The 18410-nt window shown below is 70.7% G+C and carries 23 protein-coding genes and 1 tRNA gene; 13 read left to right on the forward strand and 11 right to left on the reverse strand.

From position 1 onward, the window contains the following. The first annotated feature begins 98 nt into the window (after positions 1-98). Positions 99-1343, forward strand: a complete 1245-nt coding sequence (gene dinB / locus IEY12_RS14190; RefSeq protein ID WP_188884321.1) for a DNA polymerase IV — start codon at positions 99-101, stop codon at positions 1341-1343. Here dinB and IEY12_RS14195 read toward each other — a convergent pair. Beyond that, positions 1340-1711: a DUF7522 family protein gene (locus IEY12_RS14195; protein ID WP_188884322.1), complete on the reverse strand. Its 372-nt coding sequence runs from the start codon at positions 1709-1711 to the stop codon at positions 1340-1342. The genes dinB and IEY12_RS14195 overlap by 4 nt on opposite strands. A gap of 98 nt (positions 1712-1809) precedes the next feature. On the opposite strand from IEY12_RS14195, the gene IEY12_RS14200 reads away from it, so the two are divergent. Then, on the forward strand, positions 1810-2220 hold the full coding sequence (locus IEY12_RS14200) for a DUF7522 family protein (protein ID WP_188884323.1): 411 nt from the start codon (positions 1810-1812) through the stop codon (positions 2218-2220). Here IEY12_RS14200 and tpiA read toward each other — a convergent pair. The 6 genes from tpiA to IEY12_RS14230 all read right to left on the reverse strand — a co-directional run bounded on the left by tpiA (position 2217) and on the right by IEY12_RS14230 (position 6849). Continuing rightward, positions 2217-2864: a triose-phosphate isomerase gene (gene tpiA / locus IEY12_RS14205; RefSeq protein ID WP_188884324.1), complete on the reverse strand. Its 648-nt coding sequence runs from the start codon at positions 2862-2864 to the stop codon at positions 2217-2219. The genes IEY12_RS14200 and tpiA overlap by 4 nt on opposite strands. A gap of 73 nt (positions 2865-2937) precedes the next feature. Next, positions 2938-3462 (reverse strand): multiprotein bridging factor aMBF1, encoded by a 525-nt coding sequence (locus IEY12_RS14210; protein WP_188884325.1) that lies wholly within the window; start codon positions 3460-3462, stop codon positions 2938-2940. 101 nt (positions 3463-3563) lie between these two features. Further along, entirely contained in the window at positions 3564-4169 is a 606-nt protein-coding gene (locus tag IEY12_RS14215; protein ID WP_188884326.1) for a CDP-alcohol phosphatidyltransferase family protein, read from the reverse strand. Then, complete coding sequence (locus IEY12_RS14220) at positions 4166-4678, reverse strand: adenylate kinase family protein (RefSeq protein WP_188884327.1); 513 nt, start codon at positions 4676-4678, stop codon at positions 4166-4168. Before IEY12_RS14220 ends, IEY12_RS14215 begins: the two co-directional genes overlap by 4 nt. Then, positions 4675-5793 (reverse strand): histidinol-phosphate transaminase, encoded by a 1119-nt coding sequence (hisC, locus tag IEY12_RS14225; protein WP_188884328.1) that lies wholly within the window; start codon positions 5791-5793, stop codon positions 4675-4677. Before hisC ends, IEY12_RS14220 begins: the two co-directional genes overlap by 4 nt. 93 nt (positions 5794-5886) lie before the next feature. Further along, positions 5887-6849 (reverse strand): C-terminal binding protein, encoded by a 963-nt coding sequence (locus IEY12_RS14230; RefSeq protein WP_188884329.1) that lies wholly within the window; start codon positions 6847-6849, stop codon positions 5887-5889. A gap of 94 nt (positions 6850-6943) precedes the next feature. Here IEY12_RS14230 and IEY12_RS14235 point away from each other — a divergent pair, with 94 nt between their 5' ends. Further along, on the forward strand, positions 6944-7396 hold the full coding sequence (locus IEY12_RS14235; RefSeq protein ID WP_188884330.1) for a transporter: 453 nt from the start codon (positions 6944-6946) through the stop codon (positions 7394-7396). A gap of 63 nt (positions 7397-7459) precedes the next feature. Beyond that, positions 7460-7807 (forward strand): hypothetical protein, encoded by a 348-nt coding sequence (locus tag IEY12_RS14240; protein WP_188884331.1) that lies wholly within the window; start codon positions 7460-7462, stop codon positions 7805-7807. Between the two features lie 8 nt (positions 7808-7815). On the opposite strand, the gene IEY12_RS14245 is transcribed toward IEY12_RS14240, so the two are convergent. After that, entirely contained in the window at positions 7816-8547 is a 732-nt protein-coding gene (locus IEY12_RS14245; RefSeq protein WP_188884332.1) for a fumarylacetoacetate hydrolase family protein, read from the reverse strand. Positions 8548-8642: 95 nt separating this feature from the next. Between IEY12_RS14245 and IEY12_RS14250 the strand changes: the two genes are divergently transcribed. Then, a complete protein-coding gene (locus IEY12_RS14250; protein WP_326838478.1) occupies positions 8643-9344 on the forward strand; it encodes an endonuclease/exonuclease/phosphatase family protein in 702 nt (233 codons plus the stop codon). A 6-nt stretch (positions 9345-9350) separates the two neighbouring features. On the opposite strand, the gene IEY12_RS14255 is transcribed toward IEY12_RS14250, so the two are convergent. Beyond that, positions 9351-10334, reverse strand: a complete 984-nt coding sequence (locus tag IEY12_RS14255) for an aldo/keto reductase (protein ID WP_188884334.1) — start codon at positions 10332-10334, stop codon at positions 9351-9353. A gap of 121 nt (positions 10335-10455) precedes the next feature. On the opposite strand from IEY12_RS14255, the gene IEY12_RS14260 reads away from it, so the two are divergent. Then, on the forward strand, positions 10456-11184 hold the full coding sequence (locus IEY12_RS14260) for a metal-dependent hydrolase (protein WP_188884335.1): 729 nt from the start codon (positions 10456-10458) through the stop codon (positions 11182-11184). A 78-nt stretch (positions 11185-11262) separates the two neighbouring features. Here IEY12_RS14260 and IEY12_RS14265 read toward each other — a convergent pair. Beyond that, positions 11263-11334, reverse strand: a tRNA-Ala gene (locus tag IEY12_RS14265). 222 nt (positions 11335-11556) lie between these two features. On the opposite strand from IEY12_RS14265, the gene IEY12_RS14270 reads away from it, so the two are divergent. From IEY12_RS14270 to IEY12_RS14295, 6 genes are all read left to right on the forward strand, one after another. Further along, positions 11557-12021, forward strand: a complete 465-nt coding sequence (locus IEY12_RS14270) for a 30S ribosomal protein S15 (protein ID WP_123076780.1) — start codon at positions 11557-11559, stop codon at positions 12019-12021. A gap of 6 nt (positions 12022-12027) precedes the next feature. Beyond that, positions 12028-13137: a hypothetical protein gene (locus IEY12_RS14275; protein WP_188884336.1), complete on the forward strand. Its 1110-nt coding sequence runs from the start codon at positions 12028-12030 to the stop codon at positions 13135-13137. Next, complete coding sequence (locus IEY12_RS14280) at positions 13134-13403, forward strand: KEOPS complex subunit Pcc1 (RefSeq protein ID WP_188884337.1); 270 nt, start codon at positions 13134-13136, stop codon at positions 13401-13403. The genes IEY12_RS14275 and IEY12_RS14280 overlap by 4 nt, the downstream gene beginning before the upstream one ends. Further along, positions 13400-14032, forward strand: coding sequence for a 30S ribosomal protein S3ae (locus tag IEY12_RS14285; protein ID WP_123076786.1), 633 nt, complete (start codon positions 13400-13402; stop codon positions 14030-14032). The genes IEY12_RS14280 and IEY12_RS14285 overlap by 4 nt, the downstream gene beginning before the upstream one ends. A 123-nt stretch (positions 14033-14155) precedes the next feature. Next, entirely contained in the window at positions 14156-14887 is a 732-nt protein-coding gene (locus tag IEY12_RS14290) for a protein sorting system archaetidylserine synthase (protein ID WP_188884338.1), read from the forward strand. Between the two features lie 23 nt (positions 14888-14910). Then, complete coding sequence (locus IEY12_RS14295; RefSeq protein WP_188884339.1) at positions 14911-16419, forward strand: HEAT repeat domain-containing protein; 1509 nt, start codon at positions 14911-14913, stop codon at positions 16417-16419. Here IEY12_RS14295 and IEY12_RS14300 read toward each other — a convergent pair. Further along, positions 16416-16661, reverse strand: a complete 246-nt coding sequence (locus IEY12_RS14300; protein ID WP_188884340.1) for a hypothetical protein — start codon at positions 16659-16661, stop codon at positions 16416-16418. The two genes, IEY12_RS14295 and IEY12_RS14300, sit on opposite strands and share 4 nt — an antisense overlap. Positions 16662-16778: 117 nt before the next feature. On the opposite strand from IEY12_RS14300, the gene IEY12_RS14305 reads away from it, so the two are divergent. After that, positions 16779-18410 carry a phospholipase D-like domain-containing protein gene (locus IEY12_RS14305; RefSeq protein ID WP_229871402.1) on the forward strand — a complete coding sequence of 544 codons (1632 nt, stop codon included), beginning with the start codon at positions 16779-16781 and terminating at the stop codon, positions 18408-18410.

Here is an 18410-nt window from a genome sequence, read left to right on the forward strand (position 1 = left end):
GAGATCGAACGCGCGCTCTGGGACCTCGTCTACGAGCAGGGCCGCGACGCGGACCTCTAAGGCGAAGCTATTCCCTCGTCCGACCCGTAGCCTGATGTATGGCGACGGGCGAGCGACTGCCGGGCGCTCCCGACCCCACCGAGCGCATCGTCCTGCACGTGGACATGGACTGTTTTTACGCCTCCTGTGAGCGCAAGCGAGAGGCGGCGCTCCGGGGCGAACCCGTCGTCGTCGGCATGGGCTACGAGGCCGGCGAGACGGTGGGTGCGGTCGCGACGGCGAGCTACGAGGCCCGCGAGTACGGCGTCGAGAGCGCGCAAGCCATCTCGAGTGCGCTCGAGCGCCTCCCCCGTCGCGCAGCCCATCCGAACGACCCCGAGAGCGCGTTCTATCGGCCGGTCGACCTCGACTACTACGAGGACGTCGCGGCGGACGTGAAGGCCATCCTGCACGACCTCGCCGACACGGTCCGCGAAGTGAGCATCGACGAGGCCTACCTCGACGTCACCGAGCGCACCGACTGGTCGGTCGCGGAGGGGTTCGCCCGGCACGTCAAACAGCGCATCGATCGGGAGGTCGGCGTGCCCGCGAGCGTGGGCGTCGCGCCGAACATGAGCACCGCGAAGATCGCGAGCGACCACGACAAACCGGACGGTCTCGTCGTCGTCCCGCCGGAGTCGGTCGCGGCATTCCTCGCGCCGCTCGACGTCGCGGCCGTCCACGGCGTCGGGCCGATTCGGGCGCGCGAGCTCGCCGAGATGGGGATCGAGACGGCGGGCGACCTCGCGGATGCCGACCCCTACGCGCTCGTCGACCGCTTCGGCGAGCGCGGCCGCGAACTCCACGAGCGGGCGAGCGGGCGCGACGACCGCCCGGTCGAGCCGAAAGGCGACCCGAAGAGCTTCAGCCGCGAGTCCGCGTTCGATGGCGCCGTCGAGGACCACGACAGCGTCGTCGAGCGGGCGCTCGCGCTCGCGGACGCCGTCGCGGAGCGGGCGACGCACGAGAACGCCCTCTATCGGACCATCGGCGTGAAGGTCGTCGTCCCACCGTACGACATCAACACGCGTGCCCGTTCGCTCCCCGGGCCGGTGGACGAACCCGACCTCGTGCGCGACGTCGCAGCAGAACTCCTCGCGGAGTTCGACGGCGCCCCCGTTCGGAAGGTCGGCGTCCGCGTCTCCAACCTCTCCTTCACCGCGAACGAGCAGGCGAAGCTCGGCGGGTTCGCGGACGCGACGGCACGCGATGGGACCGGGAACGAGAGTGCGGACGGGGCGAGCGACGGCGGCGGGCCGGAGGACGGTGACGGCGACGCGCAGGCGTCTCTCGGCGACTTCTAGCTCGAGCGGTCGAGGACGCGCTCGCACTCGACGACGAACCCAGCGAGGCTCTGTGCGGCCTCGCGCTCGAGCGAGAGGACGACGCCGGCCGTCGCGGACTCCTTGATGACGACGAAGACGCCGTGCTCGTAGAGTTCGACGCAGGATTCGAAGTCGCCGAACGGGCTGTCGGGTTCGCGAAGCGGCTCGCGCTCGCGCGTCCGCTGGACGATATCGGCCGACCGGCGCCGCGAGCGGTCGTTCGGCAGGTCGTCGCGACGATAGATGACCGCCCAGTCGTCGGCGGTAAATCGGACGGCCGTTCGGAAGTTCTGCCGTGTTCGCTCCGCGACGAATCGCACGAGTCGCTGGTGGCGTCGCTCGACCATGAGTCCGCGTACAGCGCACGCGTTCATACGCCAACCGGAAGCGGGGGCGTGCCGACGCTCCCCTATCCATAAGTCGACAGGGCCGCCTAGGTGCGCCCATGGCCGAGAAGTACGAGCGACTCGTCCGGCTGGTCGAGAACCGAGCGGGCGACGCCTTTCGCGGCGCGATCCGCTATCACGACGGCGGCCACACAATCCTCTACTTGCGCGACGACGTCGCGACGGACGCCTTCCGTGACGCCGTCGACGGCCTCATCGAGCGAGCGCGCGCGTACGAGCCGCTGAGTCACCCGGAGAGCTACCCGAACCTCGGGGCGACGCAGGCGAGCGTCGAACTCTACGAGGTCGCGGCGGTCATCCACTTCCGCGAGGGCCCGAACACGGGCGTCCTCGTCTCGCTCGACCGGGACGTCGCACAGGGGCTCGGCGCGTTCGTCACGCGCTGTACGTCGGTGCTCGTCGAGGACGGCGGTATCGAGGGGTCCGACGGCGTCGAGTCGTCCGACTAGCGCAGCGGCGCGACGAGGTCCTCGAGGGCGGCTTTCGGGTCGTCGGCTTTCGCGACGCCGGACGCGAGGAGGACGCCGGACGCGCCGAGGTCGTCGGCGGCTGTGAGGTCGTCGCCCGTCGAGATGCCGGCGCCGCAGTAGACGTCGACGGCGTCGTCGACGGCTTCGGCGGCCGCGACGGCGTCCGTGACGATATCGGGGTCGGCGCTCGCGACGGAGACGTCGCCGCCGATGAGCTCCGGGGGTTCGACCGCCACGGAGTCGGGGCCGAGCGCGGCGACGGCGCCGATCTGTTCGGGGTTGTTCGCACAGACGCACGTCTCGAGGCCGGCGCGCTCGGCGGCCTCGACGGACGCGTCGATGTCCGCGAGCTTCATCCGGTTCTCCGAGTGGTTGAGCAGCGTCCCTTCCGCGCCCGCGGCGGCGGCGCGCTCGGCGAGCGTGCTCCCGGTGTGACTCCCGTAGCCGTTCGGGCTGACGTGCTGTGCCCACGTCTCGACGCCCGTGTCGGCGACGGCGGCGATGTCGGCGGCCTGCGGTGCGATGGCGATGCGGACGCCGGACTCCTCGGCGACGTCGTGAGCGGCTCTCGCGACCGCGACGGGGTCGCAGGGGTACGCCTTCAGGTTGACGAGAACGAACATACAGCCGGGTTTCGCCGCCGCCGCATTACCGGTTACGGAATCCGCAAAGAGAGAACTACAGGCGTAGAAAACGCTAGTCCTTGCGCTTGACCATGTCGCCGAGCGTCAGACCGCCCTCGCTGGAGCCGCTCTCCCACTCCTCGTCGCCGTCCGTGGCCTCGAGGAGGCTCACGCCGAGTTTCTTCTCGAGTTTCTTTCGGACGTCGTCGCTCGGGAGGATGTCGCCGCGCTCGAGTTTGCGCACGAGGCTCGCCTTCTCGTTGAGTTCGGAGGCGAGTTCCTCTTGGCTGAGGCCCGTGTTCTCGCGGGCCTTCCGGATGCGCTCGTCGTAGTCGCCCGCGAGCTCCTGCATCTCGTCGAACATGTCGCGGCGACGGCGCTTCGAGCCGCCCGAGGACCCCCCGGAGTTCGACCCCGAGGAGCCACCGGAGGAAGAGGAGGACGTCGAGTACTTCGTCGACGTCGAGGAGGAGGACTCCTCAGTGCGTACCTCCGTACCGAAGTCGGTACAGTCGGAACACACGTCGAGTTCTGCCCCCTCGACTTTGATGGTCTTGGGGTTCTCCGTCTCGGCCCCGCACATCTCGCACTGAACCATACCGTTGCTTACCGGGCCGCGTGTATAAAGCACACGCCGGAGGCGAGGCGGGCATACGCGCGAACGCGCGCGACGAACATGGTCGCCGTTCCGGGACGGCGCTACGCGTCTCGTAAATCCCCCCACGCGCCCCAGAAGCGCTGGAGTGCGGTGAGGTGACCGACGACAGCGAAGACGCCGAGGAGCCACGCGACGAGGCTGAACCCCCCGACGACGGGAAGTACGGCGGAGAGCACGCCGACGATCCCCACCAGAGCGAGGCGGTCCGCGCGTCCGAGCAAGCCCCCGTACTGGCGGCCGAGGCCGACCGCCTGAATCTGCGTCCCGAGGTAGGAGGTGAGGAGGACGCCCGTGACGGCGGCGAAGCCGAGGAGCCACGAGTCGATGCCGGCGGCGAGGCCGGCGAGGATAACGACGTCCGCGTAGCGGTCGAGGACGTGATCGAGGAGGTCGCCGCCCTCCGAGTCGACGCCGGTCTCGCGCGCGACCGCGCCGTCGAGGAGGTCGAACCAGCCGTTCAGGAAGACGAGGAGCGCGCCGACGACGTACCAGACGGCCGTCCCGAGGTAGAACGCGCCCGCCGCGCCGACGGCGAGGACGAACGCGAGGACGCTGATCGCGTCGGGCGTGAGGCCGAGGCGGACCGACACGGCGACGAACGGCCGGAGCAGTCGCGAGGCCAGCGGGCGGAACTGATCGAGCGTCACAGCAGGTACTCCGTGTAGTCCACCTCGCCCGCGCTCGGCTCGCGCTCGCCGCGCACGACGGCGTCGATCTCCGCCGCGACCGCCTCGGGCGTTCGGTCGGTGGTGTCGATCTCGTAGACGCGCTCCTCGCCGTGGCGACGAACCGCCTCAGAGAGGATGACGTCGAGCGCCTCGGACTCCGCGTTCTCGCGGGCCTTCGCCTCGGGCTCGCCACGCTCCGTGAGCCGCTCCTCGAGCGTCTCGGGCGCACAGCGCAACACGATCACCGCGTCGGCGTCGTCGAGGTGGTGGGCGAGGTGGCTCTCGACGAGCACGTCGTCGGCCTCGGCGTACTTCTCGACGAGCGCGTCGATGTCGGCGACGAGGCTGTCGCGCGCCTCGTCGCGCTCCGTGTACAGCTCCTCGTCTTTCACGACGTCGTTCAGGTGGACGACGTCGAGGTCGGTGTCGAGGTGCTCGCTCGCGGTGGTCTTGCCCGTTCCCGGGGTACCGGTGAGGACGACCCTCATTCGCCGATGACCTCGTTGAGCTCGCGGACGGCGCGCTTCGTCTCCGCCTTCGTCCCGCAGGTGATGCGGACGCACTCGGGGAGACCGAAGCTCGAGCAGTCTCGGACGATGACGCCGCGCTCGCGCATCGCCTCGGCGACGGCCGTCGCGTCCCCGACATCGACGAGCAGGAAGTTCCCGTGGCTCTCGTAGGTCGGCGCCGCGACGTGCTCGGCCATGTAGTCGCGACTCCAGCGCGCGGTGTCGACGGTCCGCTCGACGTGCGCGCCGTCCTCGAGCGCCGCGAGGCCCGCGCGACACGCGAGGAAGCTCGCCGCGAACGGCGTGTTCACGCGCGCGTAGGCGTCCGCCCACGCCTCGGGGACGAGCGCGTAGCCGAGGCGGAGGCCGGCGAGCCCGTACGCCTTCGAGAACGTCCGCAGGACGGCGACATCGTCACGCGGTGCGCGACTGGCCGACGAGTGTGACTCGTCGACGTCGTCGCGCTCCCCGAGGAGCGAGACGGCGCTCGGCGCCTCGGTGAACTCGCCGTACGCCTCGTCGACGACGACGAGCGTCTCCTCGGCCGTCTCGTCGGCGATGCGCTCGACGTCGTCGAGCGCGAAGCGCCCACCAGACGGGTTGTGCGGGCTCGTGAGGTAGACGACGCGCTCGCCGTCGTAGGCGTCGAGGACGCGCTCGTCGGAGAGCTCGAAGCCGTCCGGTTTCGAGACGTCGTACTCGCTCACGTCGCCGTGGTGGAAGCGCGCGCTCATCCCGTAGTAGGAGAAACCGGGCGTCGGGACGAGCACGTCGTCGCCGGGCTCGAGCGTCGCGCGGTGGAGGTAGTCGAGCGCGCCGTCGCCGCCGTTCGCGAGCCAGACCTGCTCGTCCGTGACGCCCCACTGCTCGGCGAGCGCCGCCGTGAGGTCCTGGTGGTCGGCGGTCGGGTAGTGGTGGACCTCGTCGGCGCTCGCCTCGATGGCTTCCGTGGCCGCCGGACTCGGCCCGAACATGTTCTCGTTCGACGCGAGTTTGACGAACTCCTCGGGGTCGCGGCCGAGTTCCCGCGCGACTTCCTCGATGCCGCGGCCCGCGCGGTACTCGACGTGGTCCGAGAGGTCCCGTGGTCGCATGTCCGGTGGAAGCCCCCGACGCGACTTAAACGGGCCGATGCACCGTGCGCCCGGCCATACCGAGACGGCGGGGCGAACCGTGCGAGCGCCCCGTTACCAGCCGTCCGGGGCGACGTCGTTCGCCGGCGCCTCGCCAGCGAACACGCGCGCGAGGTCGGCGGCGACCGTGGCGTTCGCCTCCCGTCTGGCTTCCTCGGAGTACCACCCCGAGTGCGGGGTCGCCACGACGTCGTCACGACCCGGGAGCGGCGAATCCGTCGGCGGTTCGTCCGCGAAGACGTCGAGGCCGGCGGCCGCGATGTCGCCCGCGTCCAGCGCCGCCCGGAGGTCGGCCTCGTCGACGACGCCGCCGCGACCGGTGTTGACGACGACGCCGCGCTCGGGGAGCGCGTCGAGCCACGCGGCGTCGACGAGCCCGCGCGTCTCCTCGGTGAGCGGCGCGTGCACGGAGAGGTGGTCGGCGGCCTCGCGGAGGCCGCCGGCGTCCGCCTTCTCCACGCCGTGCTCGGCCATCGTCTCGGCGTCCACGTACGGGTCGTAGGCGGCGACGTCCACGCCGAAGCCCCGGAGGCGCGCGGCCGTCTCGCGCGCGATGTCGCCGAAGGAGACGAGGCCGACGGTGTCCCCGCGGAGGCGGTGGAGCTCGCGGCCCGCCCACGGGTCCCACGTGCCGTCGGCGACCCGGTCGTCCTGCGCGGGGACGTCCCGGACGCACGCGAGGAGGAGGGACGCGGCGTGCGTCGCCACCTCGTCGACGCAGTAGTCGGGCGCTCGCAGGACGGTGATTCCCTCGTCCGCGGCCGCCGCGACGTCGACGTTGTCCACGCCGATGGACGTCTGGCCGAGCGCGACGAGCGAGTCGAGCCCCGCGAGGACGTCGCGCGTGACCGTGAGGCGGCCGTTCGTCACGACGGCGTCCGCTTCGCGCTCGCGGACCGCGTCGCGAAACCGCTCGACCGAGGGCATCGCGACGACGTCGACGTCGGCGTCGAGGCGGTCGCGGAAGACGGTGGGCGCGAGCTTCGGGTCGTCGTCGAGCAGGACGCGGCGCGTCATGTCGGGCGTTTCGCCCGGTCTGGACTTGGGGTTTCCGCCGGTCGGGCTCGCGGGGACCGCTACGCCTTAGGACCCACCGCCCACACGTCCACCCATGGCGACAGCACTGACGGCCGTTTACGCGATTCACCTCCTCGCCGGCGCGCTGTGGGCCGGGAGCGTCTGCTTCTTCACGTACAGCTACCTCCCGCTCGCGAAGGGCGGCGACGTCTCCGTGGACGTGCTGGCGTCCGCGACGAGCAAGCTCACGACCGTCTCGCGCGCCGGTGCCGTCCTCCAGCTCCTGACCGGCGGCTACCTCGCGAGCCCGATGGGCGTCGGGACGACGAGCGCGTACTGGTCGAGCACGAGCGGCTACCTCGTCATCGCGATGGTCGTCCTCTGGCTCCTGCTCGCGGCGTTCACCGAGATGGCGGCGTCGCGCCTCCGCGACGGCCTCGACGTCGATAAGGTCCGCACGCCCGCCCGCGAGGCGTCGGCGCTCCTCTACGCGGCGAGCGCCGTCGCCGTCCTCCTCCTCGTGGACGCCGGCCTCCTCCTCGCCTGAACCTGGCACGGTTTCGATACTTCGGCCCCGCTGTTTTTCGTCCTCCGCCGTCTCGGGGAGCACATGGCAAGTGCACTCGGCTCACTCATCCTGTTCGTCGTCAGCCTGCTCGTCGGCGGCCTCGGCATCTACGCCGGCGCGCGCGTCGTCGCCGGCGTCGAGGACTACTCGCACGCCCTCGTCACCGCCGTCATCGGCGCCGTCGCGTGGGCGGTGCTCTCGTGGGTCCCGCTCGTCGGCGGCCTCCTCGCGCTCGTCGCCTACGTCTGGGTGATCAACTGGCGCTACAAGGGCGGCTGGGTGAACGCGATACTCATCGCGCTCGTCGCATGGATCGCCACAACCGTCGTCGTCTTCGTCCTCGGCGCCCTCGGCGTCCCCGTCACCGGTATCGGCGTCGTCGGGGTCTAGTAGCAGACTTATTCCTGCTCCACGTCGACCGCGAGCGTCCCGACGCCCTCGACGTCGGCCTCGACGCGGTCGCCGTCCGCGAGCGGCCCGACGCCCTCCGGCGTCCCCGTGATGATGACGTCGCCCGCCTCGAGGGTCATGTACTGGGTGATTTCCGCGACGAGTTCGGGGACGCTGAAGATGAAGTGCCGGGTGTTCGACGACTGTCGCGTCTCGCCGTTGACGCGGAGTTCGACGTGGGCGTCGTCGGGGACGTGCTCGGGGTCGGCGGCGACGGGGCCGAGCGGGCACGACCCGTCGAAGGCCTTCCCGCGCACCCAGTTCTGCTCGCGGTCCTGATCGTCGCGGTTCGAGACGTCGATGGCGACGGTGTAACCGGCGATGACGTCCTCGGCGTCCGCCTCCGCGACGTTCCGGCACTGCTCGCCGATCACGACGCCGAGTTCCACCTCGTGCTCGACCGTCTCCTTCCCCTCCGGGAGCGAAATCGTGTCGCCGTGGCCCGCGACGGCGTTCGGCGGTTTCAGGAATAGCAGCGGCCGGTCCGGGACGTCCTCGCCGCGCTCGGCGGCGTGCTTCGCGTAGTTCCGACCGACGCAGACGACCTTGCTCGGCTCGCTCGGCGGCAGGACGTCGACCGCCGAGAGGTCGTAGTCGCGCCCACCGAAGGAGACGTGCTCGCCGTGGTGTTCGCCCTCGCGCACCGCGCCCGCCGGATCGCGGAACCTGACGTGTCGCATACGCCGGCGTTCGCCCGCCGGAGGCTAAGCGTTGGGGTTCGTCGGCGGATACCAGAAGCGAGAAACACTGACACGCCCTACTACTCCATACGACTATGGTCCGCCTCGCCACGTGGAACTGCAACATGGCGTTCCGGAAGAAGCAGGATGCAATCCTCGCGTGGGATCCCGACGTCCTCGTCGTCCCGGAGTGCGAGGACCCCGAACGGGTCGGCGAGTGGTCGGAGTTCACCGACTGGCGGTGGACCGGCGAGGACGAGCACAAGGGTCTCGCGGTGTTCACTCGGAACGATGTGACGATAGACGGCGTCGCATCCGGGCAAACAGAATCGCGGCACGTCCTCCCAGTCGAAATTGACGGCGCACCCGACATCTTCGCCATCTGGGCGATGAACGCCGAACACGACCCGAAGCGCCGCTACATTGCCCAACTGTACACGGCCCTCATCGAGTACGCGACATTCCTCGAAGGTGATACCGTCGTTGCCGGTGACTACAACTGGAACCACCAGTGGGACGACTCGCCGAACGGACCGCTCTATGGAACGCTCGAAGACGTCGTCGCTCGCCTCCACGACATGGGCCTCGAAAGCGCGTACCATCGGCTCCGCGACGTGACTTACGGCGCCGAGCCGGATCCGACGTTTTTCATGCACAAGAAACGCGACCGAGGCTATCACATCGACTACGTGTTCTCGAACCGGGGGCGCCTCAACGGGGCTGAAATACGGATCGGTGATTACGACGAGTGGGTCGATGCGAGCGACCACGTCCCACTGCTCGTCGATCTCGCGTAGTCCTTGCTACCAGCGGTGGTGGACGTACTCCTTCACGTACGCCTCGTAGACGTCGCGGGCCGCGCCGTGCTGGCGGTGGCTGAGCGGCGCGAGCTCGGCGGCGTCGACGTTCTCCGCGATGTGTTCCGGCGACGTGCTTCCGGGGATGACGGTCGACACCGCGTCGTGGTCGAGGATCCACCGGAGCGCGAACTGCGCGAGCGTCACGTCCGCGGGTGCGTACGCCTCGAGCTCGTCGGCCGCGTGCGCGCCCACGTCCTGCGGGACGCCCGCGAACGTCTCCCCGACGTCGAACGCCTCGCCCTCGCGGTTGTAGTTCCGGTGGTCGTCTTCGGGGAACGACGTCTCGGCGTCGACCGCGCCCGTCAGCAGCCCGGAGGCGAGCGGGACGCGCACGATGACGCCGACGTCCTCGCGTTTCGCCCGCTCGAAGAAGCGCTCCGCGGGGCGCTGGCGGAACGGGTTGAAGATGATCTGGACGGACTCGACGCCGTCGTACTCGATGGCCTTCAGCCCCTCCTCGACGCGCTCGACGGAGACGCCGTAGTGCGCGACGAGACCGTCGTCGACGAGCGCGTCGAGCGCCGCGAACGTCTCCGGCTCGTAGTAGACGTCCGTCGGCGGACAGTGCAGTTGGAGGAGGTCGAGCGTCTCGGTGTCGAGGTTCTCGCGCGAGCGCGCGACGAAGCGCCGCAGGTTCGCCTCCGTGTAGCCCTCGGCCTCGTGGGGGTCGAGGCGGCGGCCCGCCTTCGTCGCCACCACGGGGTCCGCCTCGCGCTCGTCGAGCACCTCCGCGATGAGGCGCTCCGAGCGGCCGTCGCCGTAGACGTCGGCCGTGTCGAGGAACGTGATCCCCTCGTCGAGCGCCGCGTGCACGGCGTCGCGCGCCTCCGCCTCGCCGACCTCGCCCCAGTCGCTCCCGATCTCCCACGTGCCGAGGCCGACCGGCGTCACGTCGAACCCGGTCGAGCCGAGCGTGCGTTCGTCCATACGCCCACTCCTCGCGCGTCGCCCCTAACCGTTCGGGTCGCGGACGCGCTCCCCCGCCGCCCCCACGGCATCCGCCCGGCCTCAAGGGTTTATACGCTCGCCGTGAGTAGCCGGTCCCGTCATGCAGATTACCTGGTACGGACACTCCACCTTCGGCATCGACGTCGACGGCGAATCGCTGCTCGTCGACCCCTTCTTCGACAACCCGAAGACCGACACCGACCCCGAAGAACTCGACCCCGACCACGTCCTCATCACGCACGGCCACGCCGACCACATCGGCGACGTCGACCGGTTCCGCGGCGCGCACTTCGTCTCCACGCCCGAGATCATCAGCTATCTCACCGACGAGTACGGCATCGAGGACGGCACCGGCATGAACCTCGGCGGCACCTTCGAGACCGAGGAGGCCTACGTCACGATGGTGCGCGCCGACCACTCGAACGGCCTCGACACCGACTACGGCGCCAGCGGCGGGATGCCCGCCGGCTACGTCGTCTCCGACACCAAGCCCACGCAGGTCGCGGACGAGGCGTCCCAGACCTTCTACCACGCCGGCGACACCAGCCTCCACACCGAGATCCGCGAGGTCATCGCGCCCTACCTCGAACCGGACGTCGCCGCCGTCCCCATCGGCGACCACTTCACCATGGGCCCGTGGCAGGCCGCCGTCGCCGCCGACTGGAGCGGTGCCGACTACGCCATCCCCATGCACTACGACTCCTTCCCCGTCATCGAGCAGGACACCGACGACTTCGTCCGCGAAGTCGACGCCGCCGGCGCGCAGGCCGACGTGGTGGTGCTCGACGGCGACGAGACCTTCGACCTCGGCGACGAACTCGGCTACTAACGGCCATTCTCTCGTTCTTTCGAGACTAGTGCGGCGATGTCGCTCGCCCAGCGGAGCAAACGCGTTAGAAAAATGAAGTGGACTCGCCGGGATTTGAACCCGGGGCCTCTCCCATGCCAAGGGAGTGATCTACCACTGATCTACGAGCCCTCGAACGCATCCTTCCGTATCCGGGGGACGTAATTGAACCCTTCGATTCGACCCCATCGAGAGTAGAAACCCTTTACCGGTCGAAGCCCACACTCACCCGTAGGGAACTGCACGGCCGCATATCTGACTCGCCGTCCGCTTGGGCGGCTCGGGAGTGTGGCAGTGCTCGGGCGTTTTCGCGCCCAGCGCCGCACAGCGGTTCGTGTCGTTCCAATTCACACTATGGCACGAATGCATACCCGCCGTCGCGGCTCGTCCGGTTCGGACAAGCCGGCGGCAGACGAACCCCCGGAGTGGAGCGACGTGGACGCGGACGCCGTCGAGGAGCGAGTCGTCGAACTGGCAGAGGAGGGCTACGACCCCAGCCAGATCGGCATGAAGCTCCGCGACGAGGGCGTCCAAGGGACGCCGATCCCCGACGTGAAGCTCGTGACGGACAAGAAGGTCACGACCATCCTCGAGGAGAACGACGCGAAGCCCGACCTCCCCGAGGACTTCCGTAACCTCCTCGAGCAGGCGGTCCGCCTCCGCGAGCACGTCGAGGAGAACGGTCAGGACCACCAGAACCGCCGCGCGCTCCAGAACACGGAGTCGAAGATCCGCCGTCTGGCGGACTACTACCGCGGCGACGAACTCGACGAGGACTTCACGTACTCCTACGACGTCGCCGCCGAACTCCTCGAGTAACACCGAATGTCCACTACGGGTCGCTCCGGGTCGTCCGCCGACGCCGCGACGCTGACGGACTGCCTCCGCGAGGGGGCGTTCGTCCGCGTCGTCGCGCGAGCGGGCGGTGACGCGCTCGCGGCCGCCGGCCTCCTCGGGCGCGCGTGCTCGGCGACGAACACGCCGTACCAGGTGAGCGTCGCGGCGACGCGCAGCGACGCGAGCGCCCGCCTCGACGGTCTCGCCGACTCGGACGCCGGGGTCGCGGTCGGCTTCGACGGCCTCGGCGACGCGTCGCTCAGCGGCGGCGTGCTCTCCGAGACGGCGCTCGACGCCGCCCGCGCCCTCGACGAGTCGCCGAGCGCGGCGCTCGCGCTCGCGGGCGTCCGCGCCGCCGACGAGGCCCCGTCGGGCGCGCTCGCCGACCTCGTGGCGCGCCGACCCGGCGTCGGCCTCCCGGTCGCGGACCTCTCGGACGGCCTCGCGCACACGACGCTCTGTCACGCACCGTGGTCGGGCGACGACCGGCGGACGGGCGCGCTGCTCGCCGAACTCGAGCTCCCAGCGGAACTTGAGGCCGACTCCCACCGGCGTCTCGCCTCGCGGGTCGCGCTCGACGCGACCGAGGACGCGGCGCCCGACGCCGTGGACGCGCTCGCGCGCGTCCTCCGACCGCACGTCCTCCCGGACGGGCCGTTCGAGACCGCCGAGGGGTACGGGGACGTCCTCGACTGCCTCGCGTACTCCCGGCCCGGCCTCGCGACGGCGCTCGCGCTCGGCGTCGCGGACCGCGCCGACGCGCTCGACGCGTGGCGCGAGCACGCGACGGCGACCCACAACGCCCTCCGGGCGAACGATCCGGCGCGCTACAGCGGCGTCGTCGTCTGCGAAGTCGACGCCCCCGCGTGGCCGCTCGCGCGCCTCGTGCGCGACGGGCGCTCCCCGGAGTCGCTGGCGCTCGTCGTCGGCGAGTCGGGCGCCGCGCTCGCGAGCACCTCCGACGGCCCGGACGCCAGCGCGGTGTTGGCGGCGGCCGTCGGCGACGGCGCGGTCTCTGGGAGCGCGACGCGCGCGCTGACGACCGAGACGGACACGGAGGCGCTCCGCGAGGGCGTCCAGGGGGCGCTCTCGACATGAGCGCCGACACCGGCGGCGACGCCGATGCCCCGCGTCGGGCGACGGTCCGAACGGAGCACGACGACCCCGCGCTCGTCGCGGCGAGCGTCCGCCCGGACAACACCGAGTCGATGCGCACCGAGGTCGCGGACGGCGCGGTCGTCACGACCATCGAGCGCGACGACACCGGCGGTCTGCGGGCGACGACGGACGACTACGTGGTGAACGTCACGGTGGCCGAGGAACTCGCACAGCTAGCCGAACGACACACGACACGAAACCAATGAGCGAACGATCAGTCTCCAAGCGAAACCAGCAGAAGCGATGGTACACCGTGCTCGCCCCCGAGCAGTTCGACCGGGCGGAACTCGGTGAGACCCTCGCGGACGAACCGGAACAGGTGCTCGACCGCACCATCGAAACCACCCTCGGCGACATCACTGACGCCCAGGGCGGTGAGAACAACCTCAAGCTCACCTTCCAGGTGACCGACGTCGGCAGCGACTCGGCGTACACCGAGTTCGTCGAGTCCACGCTCACGCGCGACTACCAGCGCAGCCTCGTCCGCCGGGGCTCCTCGAAGATCGGCGTCGTCCTGACGGTCCGGACGACGGACGACTACCGCGTGCGCCTCCAGCCGACCGCGTACACGACGAAGAGCGCGGACGACAGCCAGCAGAAGGCGATCCGTCGCCTCATGATCGACCTCGTCGAGGAGGCCGCCGAGGAGCGGACCTTCGAGGGCCTCATCGACTCCATCCTCGAGGGCCGCCTCTCCAGCGCCATCTACAGCGAGGCCAACACCATCTACCCGCTCCGCCGGGTCGAAGTCGAGAAGGCCACGCTCGAAGCGCACCCCGAGGAGGTCCACGAGGAAGAGGAGACGTCCGCCGTCGACGTCGAGGACGAGTCCTAACGCCTCCCCGCACCGGCCAGAAACTCCCGTTTTTCGCGACGCCACACGGCGAGCGGCGGCGCTCTCCCGCGTCCCTCGCCACCGATATAAACACGTAAGGACGCCCTCGTCGTTCGACCGCGTATGCCTTCCGGGTCCGACGAGGGACGCCGCGCCGGGTTCCGCCCGCGCTTCGCAGGTCGCCTCGGTATCGCGGACGTCGCCACGGCGACGAACGCCGGACTCGGGTTCTGCGCGGTCGCGGCGGCGGTGGTCTCGCCCGCGCTCGGCGCGCGCGTGCTCCTGCTCGCCGCGATCGCGGACGCCATCGACGGCATCCTCGCGCGTCGCTACGGCGGGACGGACGTCGGCCCGTATCTCGACTCGCTCGCGGACGTCGCGTCCTTCGGCGTCGCCCCTGCGGCGCTCGCTCTCGCCACCGCGCGCGCCGCGTGGGGCGAGGCCCCGCTCCCCGTCGGCCTCGCCGTCGCCGTGGGCGCCGCGTTCGTCGCGATGGCGGTCGTCCGACTCGGCTTCTACACCGCGAACGACGTCGGGAACGCACACACGGAGGGCGTGCCGACGACGCTCGCGGGCACGCTCCTCGCGGCGACGGTGCTCGCGGGTGTCACGTCCCCGGTGGTCGTCGTCGGCTTCACGGCGCTCCTCGCGCTCGCGATGGTGACGACGCTCCCCTATCCCGACCTGCTCGTGCGCGACGCGCTCGCGATGGGCGTCGTGCAGGCGCTCGCGCTCCTCGCGCCGGCCGCGTTCGGGCGGGCGTTCCCGCGCGTTCTGCTCGCGTTCGCGCTCGCGTACTTCCTCCTCGGGCCGTGGGTCTACTGGCGCGAGGCGGGCGAAGGGAAACGCTCATAGGCGCGCTGGCGGAAGGACGACGTATGAGTGACGGGGACGAAGAGCCGGCCGACTCCGAGGCGGCGGAGTCGCCGGCCCCCGACGAGACCGCGGCCGAAGCATCGGCGGACGAACCCGAGGAGGCGGCCGACACCGCAGACGCGTCCGAGGCCGAAGAGGCCACGGACACTGCGGAGAGCGCGGACGACGCGGATGCGGTGGACGCGGGCGACGCCGCCGAGGACGTCGAGAGCGACGCCGAAACACCCGAGGACGAAGCCGACGAAGAGGACGGCGAGGACGACGTTCGGGCGGCCGAGCGCGAGCGCTACGAGGGGCTCGTCGCCGACCTCGAAGCCGCCGAAGAGGCGCTCGAGGCCGCCGAGACCGAGGCCGACCTCGACGACGTCGAGGCCTCACTGGAGGAGATCGAGTCCGGAATCGAGGACGCGGCGTTCACCGACCCCGAGGAGTTCCAGCCGGACGAGGAGGAACTCGGGGAGGACGAGGAACCGGAGGAGCTCCTCGACTTCGAGGAGGAGCTGACGAACGAACTGCAGGACCTCCAAGACGAACTCGAGGAGCAACGCGGGCCGTACGGCGAGGACGTCGTCTCCGAGATCGAGAGCGCGACGTCGACCGTGGAGGGGACGCGCTGGACGGACACGGGCGACGAGCAGGTCGCGGCCGCCATCGAGTCCTTCCTCGCGGACGCCGCCGAGGTACTCGGTACCGACCTCACCGGCGACGACGTCGCGGCGCTCGAAGCCGCCGCCGAGGCGGTCACGGACGCCTCGCTCGACGCCGACGAGGACGAAGCCGAAATCGCCGCCCTCCTCGAGGCCACGGCCGACCTCCAGTCCGGCATCGACGACTCGCAGGCGTTCGCAGACCTCTCCTCCCGACAGAAGCTCCAGTACGAGGGGTTCTACGACGTCCTGAACAAGCACAAGGACTACCCGCCCGAGTGGTCGGCGGTCAAGGAGTGGACGAAGCGTGACAACGCCGAGATGGTCGCGCTCTGCATGGAGCACTTCACCTCCGGCTATATGGAGGAGCACTGCCTCGAGGCGTTCGTCCGCATGGGCAACCCCGACGCCATCGACGTGCTGAAGGAGAAGGCCCAGCGGCGCAACCTCACGGCCGTGAAGGCGCTCGGGAAGACCGGCCACCCGGACGCCGTCGAGGGCGTCGCGGACTACATCGACTCGGAGTCGAACCCGAAACTCCAGCGCGTCGCGCTGCGCGCCATCGGCGAACTCGGCGCGACCGAGTACACCGAGGACGTCGCGCAGTGGCTGGTCGCGGAGAACGAGGACGTCCGCAGTCAGGCCGCCCGCGCGCTCGGCCTCCTCGGTGACACGCGCGCCGTCGCCCCGCTCCGCGACGTCCTCGAGGACGACGACGAGACGGAGGGCGTGCGCGCGAGCGCCGCGTGGGCGCTCTACCAGATCGGGACCGCAGAAGCGCTCGCGGCCGCCGCCGAGCAGGCGGAGACGCGGTCCTTCCTCGTGCAGTCGGAGGCGGAGAAGGCGGCGGCGGCGCTGGACTAGAGGAAGTAGGCGAGGAACTGGACCGCGAACCCGGCGGCCGCGAGGAGCGCGCCGACGCGGCCGATCCACGTGTACTGACGCACGTCCTGCGGTGAGAGGTCGACGTTGTAGCTGTCGAAGTCGGGGTCGTAGTTGATGTAGCTCGGCTGCTGGAAGAACTCGAGGAAGACGAGGAGCGCGCCGAGCGTCGCGAGCGCGTATCCCGCCATTCGGACGGACTCGACGAGCGTGAACGCTACCATACGCCGGTCTGTGGGTCGGGGCGGCTAAAACGTGCCGACCGACGGTCGCGACGGGGCACGCCGCGTGCAGCGACGCGAGCCGAACCTTCTCGTACGATGACGGGGCCACCGCGTGCCGTGTCACGTCGCTTCGCCACGTCGTTCTGTCTCCTCCTCCTCGTCGGAACGCCCGCCGCGTCGCTCCCCGTCGCCGCGACTCCCGAACCGGGAGCGGCGACCGGCACGCCGACCATCGTCGCCGTCTACCCGAACCCCGTCGCCGAGCGCGACGCCGGCGAGTTCGTCACCGTCCGCTTCCCAGAGGAGACGGCGCTCGGGTCGTGCGCGCTCGCGGACGACGAGGGGAGCGTCGCGCTTCCCGAGCGCACCGTCGCGGGGACGGTGACGCTCAGTACCGCGCCGAATCGCACTCGAAGCCTCGTCACGGGGCGCGTGCTCGCCTCGGCGGTGCCGTCGCTCGCGAACGCGGGCGAGGACCTCGTCCTCCTCTGTGACGGTACCGTCGTCGACGCCGCGAGCTATCGGGACGCGCCCGAGGGCGAGGTGTCCCGCGGCGGCGCGTGGCGGGCGCTCGGTCGGACGGCGTTCGGGGTGTCGAGCGTCGCGAACGCGGACGCGACGGTGTTCGCGCTCCCGGACGCGCCCGAGGCCGTCCGCGAGTCGCTGCGCGGCGTGGACGAACGGCTCCTCGTCGGCGGCTACACCTTCACGTCCGAGCGCGTCGCCGCGATTCTCGCGAACGCGAGCGCGCGCGGTGTCGACGTTCGCGTCCTCGTTGAGGGCGGCCCCGTGGGCGGCGTCGCGGCGCGCGAGGCGCGCGTGCTCGACGGCCTCGTCGAGGCGGGGGTCGACGTGACGGTGCTCGACGGCCCGCACGCCCGCTACCCGTTCCACCACGCGAAATACGCCGTCGTGGACGACGCGGTGCTGGTCACCTCGGAGAACTGGAAGCCGAGCGGCATCGGCGGACGCGGGACGCGCGGGTGGGGCGCAGTCGTGCACGACCCGACGCTGGCGGACTCCCTCGCCGCCGTCCACCGCGCGGACAGCGAGTGGGTCGACGGCGTTCCGTGGCAGCTCTACCGAGCGAACGCGACGTTTCAGGAGTGCGAGCCGTCGAACGCGACGTATCCGCGCGTCTTCGCGCCGCTCGACGCGGACGTGGACCGCGTCTCGCTCGTCGTCTCCCCCGACACCTCCCGGGACGCGCTCCTCGGGTTCGTCCGGGATGCGAACGAGAGCCTGCTCGTCGAACAGATGGGCATCGGCACCGACACCGTCCTGCTGAACGCGACGATCGCCGCCGCGGAGCGCGGCGTCCGGGTTCGCGTGCTCGTGAGCGGCGCGTGGTACGCTCGCGAGGAGAACGCCGCGCTCGTCGAGCGCTTGAACGAGCGCGCGCGCCGCGACGGCCTCGACTTGCGCGCGAAACTCGCCGCGCCGCGCGGGCGCTACGGGACGTTGCACGTGAAGGGCGCGGTCGCGGACGGGGAGCACGTCCTCGTCGGGAGCGTGAACTGGAACGAGAACGCCGTGAACCGGAACCGGGAGACGGAGCTCGTCCTCGCCGACCCCGAGGTGGGTGCGTACTACGCGCGCCTCTTTCTGGCCGACTGGCGCGGCGGCGTCTGGACGCTCCCCGTGCTCGTCGCGGGCGTCGCGCTCGCGGGCGCCTTGCTCGCGGCGTGGTACCTGCGGCGAGAAATCGCGTTCGATCGCGCCGACGCGGCCGTCGGCTGGCGACCGTAG

It is taken from the genome of Halarchaeum grantii (assembly GCF_014647455.2).
GTDB classification, from domain to species: Archaea; Halobacteriota; Halobacteria; order Halobacteriales; family Halobacteriaceae; genus Halarchaeum; species Halarchaeum grantii.